Origin of the sequence: Nostoc sp. (assembly GCF_036917975.1) — a bacterium.
GTDB lineage: Bacteria > Cyanobacteriota > Cyanobacteriia > Cyanobacteriales > Nostocaceae > Nostoc.
On sequence record NZ_JBALEJ010000028.1, the window covers coordinates 134,821 to 149,789 of the forward strand.

Below are 14,969 nucleotides of genomic sequence, written 5' to 3' on the forward strand. Positions count from 1 at the left end.
TTTACTTGTCAGGACTTACGCACTCAAAACCTGAAACTTTGATCCCTCCTAACCCCTTAAAATAGATGTGGTTTATGTATAATTTTTAATTTTTTAAAATGCGATCGCGCCACTTTACCAAACGCGATCGCGAAATTTTCCATTCCCTAAGCTATAAAATGCAACTGATTGATCGCTGCATTAATTAGATTATGGGTCACGGGAAGGCTATCGACTACCATCCCCAGACACAACAGCATCATGTAGGAGATGGAAAAGAGAAACAACTCTCTAGCGACAGTGCGATCCTCTGGATTTTGCAACAGCCGCCAAGATTTGTGGATAAATAATCCTCCCAGACTGAGGGCGATCGCAGCATAAAGAATTCCACTTGCACCCAAAGGATAAACTAATAACACGGTTGCAACTACGGTAAGCAGGGTATAATACCAAATTTGCTTCACGGTTGCCGTATCACCTTCAATCACAGGTAGCATTGGTATCCCCACCTTTGCGTAATCATCCCGAATCATCAGAGCTAAAGCCCAGAAATGGGGTGGTGTCCACAAAAAGACGATGGCAAAAATTAACCATGCTGACCAGCTTAAAGTGCCTGTGACAGCAGCCCAACCAACTAACGCCGGAATTGCCCCAGCCGCCCCACCAACAACGATATTTTGGGTGGTGTGACGTTTTAGCCAGTGGGTATAGACCAAAATATAAAAGACAATACCAGAGAAGGCTAATAGGGCGGCTAACAGGTTGGCAAACACTGCTAGGAGTGTAAAGGAAATCGTCGCTAGTGCGATCGCAAAAATTAGAGCATCGCGTGGCTGCACCTTACCCGAAGGTATGGGACGATGGCGCGTCCGCTCCATGTCATAATCAATATCCCGGTCATAGACACAGTTAATCGTCTGGGCGCTTGCAGCAGCCAAAGTGCCACCAGTGAGAGTTACTAGTAACAGCAATGGGTCTACTTCTCCCTTAGCAGCAATCCACATACTTCCAGCCGTGGTAATCAAAAGCAACGGAATAATCCGAGGCTTGGTTAGCTGGTAGTAGCTTTGAATTACCTGTAAAAATGTTTCGTGGTGGCGAGAGACATTAGTCTCAATCATTTTGGCTCTGGTTCCTTATTTTTCAACAACTTACAGCAGAATTCAGGAGTCAGAATTCAGAATTCAGAAGTAAAACAGGCTTTATACCTGGCTTTGAGACGCAAGCTTGTGTACTTCACTTTCCTTGAAATCCGCTGTATATTCAGCCCCCGATTAAGCTGGCTCTTTTAGGCAAACAAAAACACAGACGCATTATCAGTGCTGAGTGCTGAGTGCTGAGTTAAGAGTAGAGACGCGATTAATCGCGTCTGTACAAGAGTTAGGAGTTCTTTTCCTTCTCCCTCATCTCCTCCACTCCCTACTCAGCACGGGCTAAACGCCCCGCTACCGCTAACGTGACTCAGCACTCAGCACTCGTAACTCAGCACTCACCGAGTCGCGTAGTGATAAAACGGTGAAAGCCACTAAAGTACCCAGTAAAGTAGCTCCTATAGCTTGGTGAGAGACGGTAAGAGGCTCGACTTGGAGGTGCAATTTGAAGGTGGCGAATCCCAACAAGATTTGTAATATCAACAACCCACCAGCCATATTTGCCAGTCGTCGTAAGGCTGGATGCAGTGCTGGTGTCCGCCAACAGATAAATACCATTGCCAAGGTTGCCACTGTTGGCGGCACCAAACCAGCAATATGACTGTACATTACAGTACAAAGTTGAGAACCGCCGAGGCATTGGTGTAGCGCCCAGCGAGAGCCTACCAAAGCACCTAGAATACTTTGCAGGTAGACCAGAACAGCAGCAGTTAAACCGACCCAAGGCAACTTACCAACGGTTCCATTTCCCTGGTAGGGTGTGAGTGCTGTGCCGATAATTAGGAGGGTGGTAAAAAATAACAGCGCCGTTCCTAAATGAGCGGTAACGATATCAAACCGCAACAGTTCGGTAACGGTGAGTCCCCCTAAGATACCTTGGAAAACGATTAGAAACAGGGCGAATGTGGATGCCCAAGGTAGCCAAGAGGGTAAGAAACGACGACGCCACCAGGACAAACCGAAAAGTGCGATCGCGCTTACACCAATTAAAGCCGCATCCAATCTGTGAAACCACTCCAAAAACACTTGGAGATTCATTTGCTTGGCTGGCACGAGTTCGCCATAGCATAAGGGCCAGTCTGGGCAAGCAAGTCCAGCATTCATGACGCGGGTGGCACTGCCTATGGCCATCAAAATTAAGGTGGCTATGCACATTTTCCACACCAAGCGCCGAATCATTTCTTTGGGCTTTTGCTGCTCAACTACCGCTTCATTTTGTTGTTGTAGGACAAATTCGCTCATGAACGATACCTTCTGCCCGCTCTTGGTGGATCTCTTAAAATTTTCAATTTTCTTTTAGTGTCTCATCTTCACCCTAGCGTATAGGCTAAAGGTTTATAGATTAGCACTCACTTATACTTTGAATCACTTTAGCGATGTTTTGCCTGAAGCTTTAGGTATTTTTCAAGATATCGGAAATTGATTAATGGCAATTAATTTAAACATCCTAAATTTTTTCTTAAATTTTTTCACTGGTTTTAGGAGAAGGCAGGAGGAAATAATTTATGAATAAAAACTTTAGTTTGGGGTATAAAACCCACCCAGTCGTTCAATGCCACGCTTTTAAATGCATCTAGGTTACTTCTGCCCCCTGCCTCCTGCCTCCTGCCCCCTGCCCCCTGCCCCCTGCCTCCTGCCTCCTGCCCCCTGCCTCCTGCCTCCTGCCTCCTGCCCCCTGCCTCCTGCCCCCTGCCCTCTGCCCCCTGCCTCCTGATAGTAAACTCATACTCAAAATTACTAAAATAGCCAAAGAAATTAATAAAAATTTCAGACCTTGCTCCCCCATGTTTGACAGCCTAGACTACCTTAGTAAGTGGGTAGCTTCGAGATAACATAGTAAATTCAATTAAGTAAGCCGTGAAGATTCCAAGTTCCATCTGGACATTACTCATTGGCATCGTGCTAACGCTAGCCAGCCTTTGGTACGGTCAAAATCACGGTCTGTTGCCAGCAGCCGCCACTGATGAAGCCGTCTTGGTGGATGGTCTATTCAACACGATGATGATCGTTTCCACAGGGATATTTTTGCTCGTCGAAGGTATTTTAATTTACTCTGCATTTAAGTATCGTCGGCGTGCAGGTGACAATGAAGACGGTCCACCAGTTGAGGGCAATGTACCTCTAGAAATTCTCTGGACGGCGATCCCAGCAATTATCGTTATCGGTATTTCTGTTTACAGCTTTGATGTCTACAACGAAATGGGTGGCTTTGATCCCCATTCTATTCATGAAGCACCGATGAATCAGGAATCGATGAAAATGCCAGGGGCAGCGATTGCAGCGACTTTAAGCGATGCATCCACAAATACTGCATCTGACCACGATCGCGCTCAAATGGTTCAACAGCACTCTGTTACCATTGCTCAGAATGTTGAGGAAGAAAACAAACCAGCAGAATTACAAGTCAACATCACTGGTCTACAATATGCCTGGATTTTCACCTATCCTGAAACTGGGATAACTACAGGTGAAATGCACGTCCCCATTGGGCGAAAAGTGCAAATCAATATGACCGCCAACGATGTCATCCACGCCTTCTGGGTGCCAGAGTTCCGCCTGAAACAAGATGCGATCCCCGGCAGACAAAGTGAGTTTCGTTTCACCCCCAAAACAGCAGGAGATTATGTCCTGATCTGTGCTGAACTTTGTGGCCCCTACCACGGGGCAATGAGAGCAACAGTAGTTGTTGAGCCACAAGAAGCCTTTGACAAATGGGTGCAAGAACAGCTAGTTGCCAGCAAAGAAACACTAAATCAAGCGATCGCTGTTAACCCTGCCGATCTCTCCCCAAATGAATTTCTCGCGCCTTACACCAAGGACATGGGAATTAAACCAGAAATCCTCCATCAAGTTCACCATTAGTCATTGGTCATTGGTCATTAGTCATTAGTCATTGGTCTAAATAAATGACAAATGACAAAGGACAACTGACAAAGGACAAATGACAAAAGATAACTAACGACTATGACACAAGCTCAGTTGCAAGAAACTGCCAATATCCCCGCCCTTCTTGAAGAACCAGGGGTCAGAAAATGGCAAGACTTCTTTGGCTTTCAAACCGACCATAAGGTGATTGGGATTCAATACCTAGTCACTTCGTTTATTTTCTACTGCATTGGCGGCGTCATGGCTGACTTGGTTCGCACAGAGTTACGAACCCCAGAGGTAGATTTTGTTACCCCAGAAGTCTACAATAGTCTGTTCACGCTGCACGCCACGATCATGATTTTCCTCTGGATCGTGCCAGCCGGGGCAGGGTTTGCTAACTATCTAATTCCCCTGATGATTGGGGCAAAAGATATGGCATTTCCTCGGCTGAATGCTGTTGCCTTTTGGATGATTCCCCCTGCGGGTGTGTTGCTAATCGCCAGTTTAGTGGTGGGCGATGCACCAGATGCCGGTTGGACTTCCTACCCTCCCCTAAGTTTGGTGACAGGACAAGTGGGCGAAGGCATTTGGATTATGAGTGTTCTGCTGCTAGGTACGTCCTCAATTTTGGGGTCGATAAATTTCCTGGTAACATTGATCAAGATGCGTATCCCCAGCATGGACATTCACAAAATGCCCTTGTTCTGCTGGGCGATGTTCGCCACTTCATCACTGGTTTTGGTGTCAACCCCAGTCTTAGCAGCAGGTCTAATTCTGCTTTCCTTTGATTTAATTGCCGGGACAACATTTTTTAACCCAACTGGCGGTGGCGACCCAGTAGTATACCAACACATGTTCTGGTTTTACTCCCACCCAGCCGTTTACATCATGATTTTGCCCTTCTTTGGCGCAATTTCAGAAATTATCCCCATTCATTCGCGCAAGCCGATTTTTGGCTATAAAGCGATCGCTTATTCGTCTCTTGCCATTAGCTTTTTGGGGCTAATTGTTTGGGCGCACCACATGTTTACCAGTGGTGTTCCCGGTTGGTTGCGGATGTTCTTTATGATCACCACCATGATCATTGCCGTACCCACAGGAATTAAAATATTTAGCTGGTTAGCCACTCTATGGGGCGGGAAAATCCGCCTTAACAGTGCCATGCTATTTGCCATCGGCTTTGTCGGCACCTTTGTAATCGGCGGGATCAGTGGCGTGATGTTGGCAGCAGTGCCCTTTGATATTCACGTTCACGACACTTATTTTGTAGTGGCACACTTGCACTACGTCCTATTTGGTGGTAGCGTGCTAGGGATTTTTGCAGCCATTTACCATTGGTTCCCAAAAATGACGGGACGGATGGTAAACGAATTTTGGGGTAAGGTTCACTTTGCTTTGACTATTGTTGGTCTAAACATGACCTTTTTACCTATGCACAAACTGGGTTTAATGGGCATGAATCGCCGGATTGCCCAATATGACCCCAAATTCACCACACTAAACGAAATCTGCACCTATGGTTCTTACATACTGGCAATTTCGACATTCCCCTTCATCATTAATGCGATTTGGAGTTGGTTATACGGCGAGAAAGCTGGCAATAATCCTTGGAGGGCGCTTACCTTAGAGTGGATGACAACCTCACCACCCGCGATCGAAAATTTCGATCAAACCCCAGTACTGGCTACAGGCCCCTACGACTACGGTTTGGAAAATGCTAATGAAGATGTACCTTTATCTGATCCCAATCCCGTCTTATCTGGTGGACCAAACTCAGTATTAAGAGCAGAACCCGATCCAGCAGTTGCCGCCAATCCCGAAGACCGGAAATAAACAGGGGACTGGGGACTGGGAACAGGGGACTGGGGACTGGGAACTGGTTAATTAATTCTCTTCCCAATGCCCCATGCCCGAATGGCACTAAGTTAAGATACAGCCCTTACCATGACTGGTTCCTAGCCTCCAGGCTAGGAACCCATTCTGGGAGGCTCTGCCTCCTCTTTCTTGACCAGAGGCGGAGCCTCTCGGAATACGTTCCCAGCCTGGAGGCTGGGAACGAGGCTACACAAGCTTTTGGGCTTTTCTTAGTGCCATTCCCCCATGCCCCATGCCCAATCCCCAATCCCCAATCCCCAATCCCCAATCCCCAATCCCCAATCCCCAATCCCCAATCCCCACTTATTAAAATTCATGCAAAGTCAAACTATTGACCCAGCTAAAACGGAACTGAATCATCACCACGCGGCGGAAACATCTGTCGGTCATCACGAAGAACATCCAGACCACCGCCTGTTTGGGCTGTTTGTCTTTCTAATTGCTGAAGGGATGATTTTTATGGGACTGTTCGGAGCCTACTTGGCTTTCCGTGCCACCTTACCTGTGTGGCCGCCAGCAGGGACTCCAGAATTAGAACTATTGCTACCTGGAGTCAACACCATCAATCTAATTTCTAGTAGTTTTGTCATACACAATGCCGACACTGCGATTAAAAAGAATGATACGCGAGGTGCGCGAATCTGGTTAGCAATTACGGCTGCAATGGGTGCTACTTTCTTGGTGGGTCAAGTATATGAATATACCCATTTAGAATTTGGTTTAACTACCAATTTATTTGCTAGTGCATTTTACGTTTTGACTGGTTTCCACGGATTGCACGTTACCATTGGCGTTTTAGCGATTGTTGCTGTGTTGTGGCGATCGCGCGTTCCGGGTCACTACAGTAACGAAAAGCACTTTGGCATTGAAGCAGCAGAAATCTACTGGCACTTCGTTGACGTAATTTGGATTATTTTGTTCGGATTACTGTATCTACTGTGAGTATTAATTAATTAGTTGTTCAATCCACGCTGACAACATAATAAGCCCCCTAGTACAAAAAGGCAAAAGTAAAAAGGCAAAAGTAAAAAGAAAGAAAGCTTAACATAATAAGCATTCTGGCTATTTTAAATGGTTGCTTTATTTACGCCGTGTCGTACTCATGGGGGCTTTTTTCTTTCATGTCAATCCTCCAACCTCCGTTTTTTTGTTAACGATCGCTTGACTTTTAAGACAGTCGCTACATTTATTACTCAAAATATTGACTTATTACACAAAATATGATATATTTAATTTCTATTAGTAATAATTACATATAAAAGTGAATATTTCTCCATCTCTCAAAAAACCGCGTGTCTCATGGCAGGCGGTTTTCTCAGTGTTGATGTTTGTGTTCATGTACCTGCCCATATTGGTACTTAGCTTTTATAGCTTCAATCAATCGCCCTACAGTGCAACTTGGCAAGGATTCACTCTCGACTGGTATCGCAAGTTGTTCAGTGACGATCGCATTTTATCGGCTTTGCAAAATAGTATGATTGTTGCTGGTTGTGCTGTAGCAATTTCAGCAGTGCTAGGAACCTTGATGGCGGTTGGGTTGGCGCGTTACGAATTTCCTGGTAAGAAATTGTATCAGAGTGTTGCTTACCTACCATTGATTATTCCTGATATTGCGATCGCAGTGGCTACCCTCGTTTGTTTAGCCACCTTTGCAATCCCTTTGAGTTTGTGGACGATAGTTGCAGCCCATATAGTGTTTTGTCTGGCCTACGTCGGACTTGTAGTTGCTTCTCGACTGACTAATTTAGATCCACACTTAGAAGAAGCAGCACTAGATTTAGGTGCGACACCAACCCAAGCTTTCATCCAAGTATTGTTACCTCAATTAATGCCTGGGATTGTCGCTGGTTGTCTCTTGGCTTTTGTCCTCAGCTTAGATGACTTTCTCATTGCCAGTTTTACAGCTGGTAGCGGTTCTAACACCTTACCAATGGAAATTTTTAGCCGCATTAGAACAGGAGTTAAACCTGATATTAATGCTTTAAGTGTCATGTTAATTTCAGTATCTGCGATCGTTGCTCTTGTCGCTGAGTTAATTCGCGTTTCGGGAGAGAATAAAAGTTTCAAATAAGAGTTGCAATTGGCAATAAAAGTTATATAGCAATCCTCAATCATTCGTGAACAATAAGATCCCTGACTTCTTTGAGAAGTCGGGGATCTAGTCTATCGATTTTTACAACTCCTGCAAGGATTGCTATAGCTAGGTAATTTAGTTCTTCGTGAACTTTTTTGGATAGTGAACAACAGCTATATTAAAATGTCGGGTGCGTTAAGCTTGCCAGAACGCACCAATCTTATGGCAATGTGCCGTACTTTCTGCTAACACAACATCATAGTATACATAAGTAAATAAATATAATTTATTCATCCTTATGCCCTCGTGTAAAAGATAGTTTTAAACACATAAATAAACTTCCGTGTTCGCTTCTCTACATAACTGTTTTCAATTAGATAATATTGGGGCTAACTTTGGAGAAGATGCTATTTCCCCCTCATTATGCAAATCTGCCAAAATCCCAATTGCTCAAATCCATTCAACTCTGATAGCAATAGATTTTGCGTGAGTTGCGGACAAAGCAACTTTGGGAAACTTCTCAGAAACCGTTACCGCGTATTAAGACTCTTAGGTGAAGGTGGATTCAGTAGAACTTATGCTACAGAAGATGTCGATAGACTAAACGCGCCTTGCGTCATCAAGCAATTTTTCCCACAATTTCAGGGAACAGGACAACGCACAAAAGCAGCAGAATTTTTTAAAGAAGAGGCTTTTCGGTTGTATGAACTGGGAGAAAATCATACCCAAATTCCCAGATTACTAGCTTATTTTGAACAAGGTACTAGTTTGTATCTAGTACAAGAATTTATTCAAGGAAAAACTCTCTTACAAGAAGTTCAGCAAGAAATTTATGGCGAACAACAAATTTGGGAACTTTTAGCCGATTTATTGCCAGTTCTGGAATTCATTCATACCCATAACGTTATTCATCGGGATATCAAACCAGAAAATATTATCCGTCGCGCCAGTGATGAAAAACCCGTATTAATTGACTTTGGCGGTGCTAAACAGGTAACACAAACCAGTATAGGCAGACAAGCTACAGTAATTTATACCCTTGGCTATGCCCCAACCGAACAAATGGCTGGATTTGCTTGTCATGGCAGTGATTTATATGCTTTGGGTGTAACTTGTGTGCGTCTTTTAACTCAATGTTTGCCTTTTCAGGATGCTTCTGGACAAGTTAAAGATCCTATTTATGATGCCATGAATGCTAAATGGTTGTGGCGCGAACGTTTACAGCAAAAAGGTATTACTATCAGTGACGACTTAGGAAAAATTTTAGATAAATTACTCAAACATTTACCAAGTGAAAGGTATCAAACAGCAGTAGAAGTTATCAACGATTTGAAGTTTATAACATCGAACATTGAACCTGTCGCCCTAAAAATTGTTTCGATGCCTCAACCCATATTACAGCCGCAACCACAAAAAGTAATCGAACCATTACCCCCCTTAGAAACCTTTGAATTTGACGTAGTGACAGTAGACACAGGTGGTAGAGAAGTAAACCGTATGAGTTGCAATGCCAACTTCTTTGCCGAAGAATTGAGTAAGTCTGTCACATTAGAAATGGTATCAATTCCTGGCGGTACTTACATGATGGGTTCACCAGAATTTGAAGGAGATGCTGATGAACGTCCTCAACATCAAGTTACCGTCGAACCATTTTTTATGGGGAAATTTCCCGTAACTCAAGCACAATGGAGAGTAGTCGCAGCTTTACCTAAAGTCAAACAAACTTTAAATCCCCATCCGTCGAAATTCAAAGGTTTAGATAGACCAGTGGAAAATGTATCTTGGTATGAAGCTGTAGAATTCTGTCTCAGGCTATCAGAAAAAACTGGACGCGACTATCGTTTACCGAGTGAGGCTGAATGGGAATATGCTTGTCGTGCTGGAACTACAACATCCTTCCATTTTGGCGAAACCATTACCTCTGAGTTAGTCAGTTGCACTATGGAAGCAAAAAGCAAATTCCGTAAAGAAACAACAAACGTCGGCAGTTTTGAAGTTGCCAATGCCTTTGGATTATATGATATGCACGGGCTAGTTTGGGAATGGTGTGCTGATTCGTGGCACAACAATTACAACGACGCACCCTTAGATGGAACAGCTTGGGAAGTTGGCGGTGATATTCATCGTCGGGTACTACGCGGCGGTTCTTGGAGTTTCAATGCAGAACTTTGTCGCAGCGCCAGTCGCAGCTGGAATGAGTCAGATGGTGGATTGAGGATTTGTGGCTTTAGAGTAGTATTTTCACTTTAGATATTGAAATCGTTTTGCTTAGTTTCTCGATCAGCTAATTTGCATTCAAATTGCATAATTAGGGCGGGCAAGATCATTGGTATGAAAGGGAGTGGGGAGTGGGGAGTAGGGAGTGGGGAGTAGGGAAACTAAGAAAGCCTAACATCGGGCGGGGTTTCAACCAATATGCGATACAAGGATTTTATCGCCCACAAGGGGCGAGGCTTTAAACAAACCTAAATCGAGGGCTAATTTCTTCCCCTACTCCCTACTCCCTACTCCCGCCCCGAAGGGGTCGTCAACTTAACGCGAAACCTCTTGTCTGCCGGGAATTTCAATTCCCGTCTCATAGCTGTGGAAATGCGGGATTTTTACAGTTTCTCTTCTGTTACCATGATAAATGAGAGCAAGAAGCCTGACTATTGAACGGGTGAACTGACATGACACCTGAACGCGAACTGAGAGTCGAAATCGCAAGAAACATCATTGATGAATGTGAAGTCCTGTTTAGCGCCCAGGCGTGGAAGTTCTATCAGCGCTCTGGTCGGGGCTACCTTTATCTCCACAAAGTCGTGAATATCCAGCATTCTGGTGGCAACGACTTTTCAATCACAGAAAGTCCATCGGCAATTGGGAGCAAGGTTCATTATGTGGCGCAAAAAAGTGAACCCTGGAAGATGATGACCCTCTCGCAAGCGGCGAAAGAACAATCGATCGAATATGCCCAACTCTTTAATGTGATTGACACCTATAAGCCCAAGGAAGAGTATGTGGTAATTGTGGGGTTTAATTACGGCTCTGATGCTTCAGAAAACTGGTTTTTAAGACGACCAGAATTGCCGCCAATGAAAGCTTACACGGCGGTTCGTCATCGTCCGCAGGAATTTGGAGTGGATTCGCTCTAAGCGCGAAACAACGGTTCAATATCCCCAGAACCAAACATCAACTTTCTTGCCTCTCCACCCCAAAAAGTAGGAAATGCCCCACAAGGAGCATTTATACTAAACAGTAGTTCAGAATATTCTTTCCAGTGATTGTTGATACGCCAACCAATGCGATCGCCTACTTTAATTCAATCACAGCCTAATTTTAACCAAATTTGTCTATTGTAAATTGGGAATACTGATGTCTTTTCGGAGCTTTTTAACCACCTGACCGACTTTTCAAACATCCTCTATGTATTCATCACACCTAGCTCTTGCAAAAGCTGTTCTAATATTTCTTGATTATGATTCTGCATAACTACAATATGAGCAATTTTGCCAATTTTCAATACCTTTTTGGTGAAGGTATTGAGAATAGCAAGCAATTTTGCTCTGAATAAAGGCTCTCTTACTCAAACTTTTTCCTATTATCTATGTTTTATACCTTACTAAGTAATTGCATACCAGGAAAACTGCTAAAACTATTTCACTTTTATTATTTCCATAAAATCACATAGACCCTGAGTACTCAAGTATTACTTAGTAACTTCATCACATCTTTAATTACTGAGTCATCTTCATGAAATTTTAATTCCTTGTATAACTGGCTGCATTCCTGACTTTTCACGTCATCTAAAAAACCTAACAGCCTTCCCGACGTGAAAAGCGGGAAAATTCAAAGTCTCTCCTTTTTGGATAGCTTGAGAGTTGAGGTTTGTCATATTAAAGATATGATGTTATTCTCCTTAATTCTTTTTCAAGAAAGTAAACTAGCAGAATTAACATCTAAAAATAACGTTGTTTGGGATTGTTGACGGAGAATAGAAGCCGGACAATCTGTACTTATAGCTCCTTGCAACATCTCTTTTACCACATTCGCTTTACGTTTTTCTGGAGCAAGACAGATAATTTTTTCAGCTGAACAAATGGTCGGGATGGTGACAGTAAAAGCATATTGTGGAACAGTTTCTAGATTCGGAAAGTGACCTGTGCTTACTTGTTGCTGACGGTTGACTTTATCCAGTTTCACCAGTTTCACACTGTAGGGATCTTGAAAATTTGCTACTGCTGGATCGTTAAAAGCCAAATGTCCATTTTCGCCAATACCAAGACAGCATAAGTCAATTGGTTGTGCTTGCAGTAGTTTGGTGTAGCGATCGCACTCTGCCACTGGTTGCAATGTATCACCTTCTAGATAGTGAAATTCCTTAGGAGTAGCCCGCTTCTCTACACGTTCTCGCATATAGCGCCGAAAACTGGCAGAATGGTCAGCAGTAATTCCCAAATATTCATCTAGATGGAACATAATAATCCGTGACCAATCCACACCACCCAATGCAATCAAAGCATCGAGAAATTTGAGTTGGGAATTACCTGTTGCTAACAACACAGCAGCCGTATCTTGTTGCTTAAGAACTTGCTGTAAATGCTTTTGGGCAATTCCGGCAACATCTTTGGCCATTTCGACTTCAGTGTTGTAAATCTGCACCAGTAAATCATCAACACGAAAAAAGTTTGTCGCGGCTAGCATTTGCTTACACATAAGGTGATCAATTATACGGCAGTTACAAAGAAAGGCAGAGGGCAGAGGGCAGAAGGCTTTTATGAAAGAAGTACTAATAAAAACTTTAGTTGTGGGTCTAAAGCCCACTAGTATAAAAAGATTTGTGTCGAGATGCGTAGCACGAGACACAAGGCGTCCTTACTTCAATCCCACGTTTTTAAACGTGGGTTCCCTTCAGCATAGCTGCCTCCTGCCTTCTGCCTTCTGAATTGAGATGCTCTACCTGTCTGTCCTTACTGGCCTATTCAGTATAAATTTTCGGATTTAGCAGATTAATTCGCGACTTTTTTCTTGTAAGGAAAAAGTACAAAAAACCATGTAAACTATTTAAATTAAGTTAATAATTATTTACATTTTACCAAAAAATCATGCTGGCTGCAATTCTCTTTGACTTAGACGGCACTATTGTCAACACTGACCCCATACACTACCGAGTTTGGCAGGAAATGCTGTTAAATTACAGCATAGAAATTGACGAAACATTTTATAAATCCCGAATTAGTGGTGGGCTAAATCCAGAAATTGTTAAGGATATTCTGCCACAATTATCAGCAGCAGAAGGGCAAAAATTTGCAGATGAAAAAGAGGCACTTTTCCGCAAACTTGCCTCGCATCTCAAACCTCTGAGTGGATTTTTGGAATTACTAGAATGGACAGATACACATCAGTTAAAACGAGCATTAGTAACTAATGCCCCTAGATTAAATGCAGAATTTATGCTAGAGGTTTTGGGAATCAAAGAAGCGTTTCATATAGTTGTTTTGGCGGATGATTGTATTGCAGGTAAACCCGACCCTGCACCCTACCAAGTTGCTTTGAATAAGTTGGGTATTCAAGCAGGAGAAGCGATCGCTTTAGAAGACTCTCCCTCTGGTATTCGTTCAGCAGTGAGCGCAGATATCCGTACCATTGGCATCGCTTCCACCCACGATCCGCAAGTTTTGCAGTCATTCGGCGCATTTATGGCAATTCCAGATTTTACTGATTTACAGTTATGGACATTGCTAAACTCACTCATTGAGACAGATTCAAGTGCGATCGCTTCTAATTTTTAAGGGCATTGGGAAAGAGGAGGTAGGATAGCGTAGGGATCGCGCGTTCGCTTTTAGCGTCTGTCTGCGACAGGCTGCGCGAACGTAGAGAGCCTCATTTTGAATTTTGAATTTATTTACTGCTCATGCCCTTAAACTCCACTTTTTAGGTTCAAATATGACTACACAAAATCAAATTCAACCTCGCCAACTTGGTTCTACAGGACTAACTGTTTTCCCCATAGCTCTTGGATGTATGGGTATGTCCGGTATATATGGTGCAGCAGACGAGAACGAAAGCATTGCAACTATCCAAGCAGCTCTCGACGACGGGATTACATTGTTGGATACTGGCGATTTCTATGCCAGTGGGCAGAATGAAATGTTAATTGGTCGAGCAATCAAGGATCGTCGAGATCAAGCACTGGTTTCTGTGAAATTCGGCGCTTTACGCACTCCCGATGGCGGATGGATTGGTATAGATACCCGTCCCGCTTCGGTGAAAAACTTTGTAGCTTATAGTCTTAACCGATTGGGAGTAGACCACATTGACATCTACCGCCCGGCTCGATTAGACCCACAAGTTCCCATTGAAGACACCATCGGTGCGATCGCCGAGCTAGTTAAAGCTGGTTATATCCGATACATTGGGTTATCGGAGGTGGGAGTGGACACTATTCGCCGTGCCCACGCCATCCACCCCATCACTGACTTGCAAATCGAATACTCCCTGATTGACCGTAATCCTGAGAGTAAGATTTTTCCTGTACTGGAAGAACTTGGTATTGGCGTAACCGCCTATGGCGTGCTTTCGCGAGGACTGCTGAGTGGTTCCACTCCAGCCACCCAAGGAGACTTCCGTGCCTACTTGCCACGCTTTAGCAAAGAAAACCTTGCCCAGAACCAACGCCTAATTGAAGAATTAAAGCAAATTGCCGCCGAGAAAGGAATTCTCCCTTCACAGTTGGCTATTGCCTGGGTACTTGCAAAAGGCAAAAATATTGTGCCAGTCATCGGCGCACGCAAGCGCACCCAACTTGCCGAATCGTTGGCGGCTCTAGATGTGAATCTATCCCCAGAGGATTTAACCCGCATCGAAGCAGCAATTCCTGCATCAGCGATCGCAGGCACTCGTTATGATGAACATCAAATGAAGATGCTAGACAGCGAACGCTAATGGTAACGTGAGTTCGACGGATAGAAAAGCGCAAAAAGCTTGCTATGTATGAATTTGCTTAACTGAGCATACAAAAAGGCGATCGCGGAGGGCGGGCA

Annotated in this window: 13 protein-coding genes; 8 read left to right on the top strand and 5 right to left on the bottom strand. The window is 43.8% G+C overall.

The window, feature by feature from the left end; genetic code table 11:
* Positions 1 to 146: 146 nt before the first annotated feature.
* Positions 147 to 1,100: a heme o synthase gene (locus V7K76_RS13635; RefSeq protein ID WP_334776206.1), complete on the bottom strand. Its 954-nt coding sequence runs from the start codon at positions 1,098 to 1,100 to the stop codon at positions 147 to 149.
* 330 nt (positions 1,101 to 1,430) lie between these two features.
* On the bottom strand, positions 1,431 to 2,372 hold the full coding sequence (locus tag V7K76_RS13640) for a COX15/CtaA family protein (RefSeq protein WP_334776207.1): 942 nt from the start codon (positions 2,370 to 2,372) through the stop codon (positions 1,431 to 1,433).
* A 615-nt stretch (positions 2,373 to 2,987) separates the two neighbouring features.
* Between V7K76_RS13640 and V7K76_RS13645 the strand changes: the two genes are divergently transcribed.
* The 6 genes from V7K76_RS13645 (at position 2,988) to V7K76_RS13670 (ending at position 11,081) form a co-directional block, all read left to right on the top strand.
* Complete coding sequence (locus V7K76_RS13645; RefSeq protein ID WP_334776208.1) at positions 2,988 to 3,992, top strand: cytochrome c oxidase subunit II; 1,005 nt, start codon at positions 2,988 to 2,990, stop codon at positions 3,990 to 3,992.
* Positions 3,993 to 4,094: 102 nt separating this feature from the next.
* On the top strand, positions 4,095 to 5,831 hold the full coding sequence (ctaD, locus tag V7K76_RS13650) for a cytochrome c oxidase subunit I (RefSeq protein WP_334776209.1): 1,737 nt from the start codon (positions 4,095 to 4,097) through the stop codon (positions 5,829 to 5,831).
* A gap of 357 nt (positions 5,832 to 6,188) precedes the next feature.
* On the top strand, positions 6,189 to 6,815 hold the full coding sequence (locus V7K76_RS13655; protein ID WP_334776219.1) for a cytochrome c oxidase subunit 3: 627 nt from the start codon (positions 6,189 to 6,191) through the stop codon (positions 6,813 to 6,815).
* Positions 6,816 to 7,134: 319 nt separating this feature from the next.
* Positions 7,135 to 7,944, top strand: coding sequence for an ABC transporter permease (locus V7K76_RS13660; RefSeq protein WP_334776210.1), 810 nt, complete (start codon positions 7,135 to 7,137; stop codon positions 7,942 to 7,944).
* A gap of 426 nt (positions 7,945 to 8,370) precedes the next feature.
* Entirely contained in the window at positions 8,371 to 10,197 is a 1,827-nt protein-coding gene (locus V7K76_RS13665) for a bifunctional serine/threonine-protein kinase/formylglycine-generating enzyme family protein (RefSeq protein WP_334776211.1), read from the top strand.
* A gap of 419 nt (positions 10,198 to 10,616) precedes the next feature.
* Positions 10,617 to 11,081 carry a hypothetical protein gene (locus tag V7K76_RS13670; protein WP_334776212.1) on the top strand — a complete coding sequence of 155 codons (465 nt, stop codon included), beginning with the start codon at positions 10,617 to 10,619 and terminating at the stop codon, positions 11,079 to 11,081.
* Here the strand turns inward: V7K76_RS13670 and V7K76_RS34595 are convergent.
* From V7K76_RS34595 to V7K76_RS13680, 3 genes are all read right to left on the bottom strand, one after another.
* Positions 11,078 to 11,248, bottom strand: a complete 171-nt coding sequence (locus V7K76_RS34595; protein WP_442936211.1) for a GUN4 domain-containing protein — start codon at positions 11,246 to 11,248, stop codon at positions 11,078 to 11,080. The genes V7K76_RS13670 and V7K76_RS34595 overlap by 4 nt on opposite strands.
* Before the next feature lie 102 nt (positions 11,249 to 11,350).
* Entirely contained in the window at positions 11,351 to 11,485 is a 135-nt protein-coding gene (locus V7K76_RS13675) for a hypothetical protein (RefSeq protein ID WP_334776213.1), read from the bottom strand.
* A 371-nt stretch (positions 11,486 to 11,856) separates the two neighbouring features.
* Positions 11,857 to 12,630: a glucosamine-6-phosphate deaminase gene (locus V7K76_RS13680; RefSeq protein ID WP_334776214.1), complete on the bottom strand. Its 774-nt coding sequence runs from the start codon at positions 12,628 to 12,630 to the stop codon at positions 11,857 to 11,859.
* A 401-nt stretch (positions 12,631 to 13,031) separates the two neighbouring features.
* Between V7K76_RS13680 and V7K76_RS13685 the strand changes: the two genes are divergently transcribed.
* Positions 13,032 to 13,718: an HAD family hydrolase gene (locus V7K76_RS13685; protein ID WP_334776215.1), complete on the top strand. Its 687-nt coding sequence runs from the start codon at positions 13,032 to 13,034 to the stop codon at positions 13,716 to 13,718.
* A 154-nt stretch (positions 13,719 to 13,872) separates the two neighbouring features.
* Positions 13,873 to 14,871: an aldo/keto reductase gene (locus tag V7K76_RS13690; protein WP_334776216.1), complete on the top strand. Its 999-nt coding sequence runs from the start codon at positions 13,873 to 13,875 to the stop codon at positions 14,869 to 14,871.
* The last annotated feature ends 98 nt before the right edge of the window (positions 14,872 to 14,969 follow it).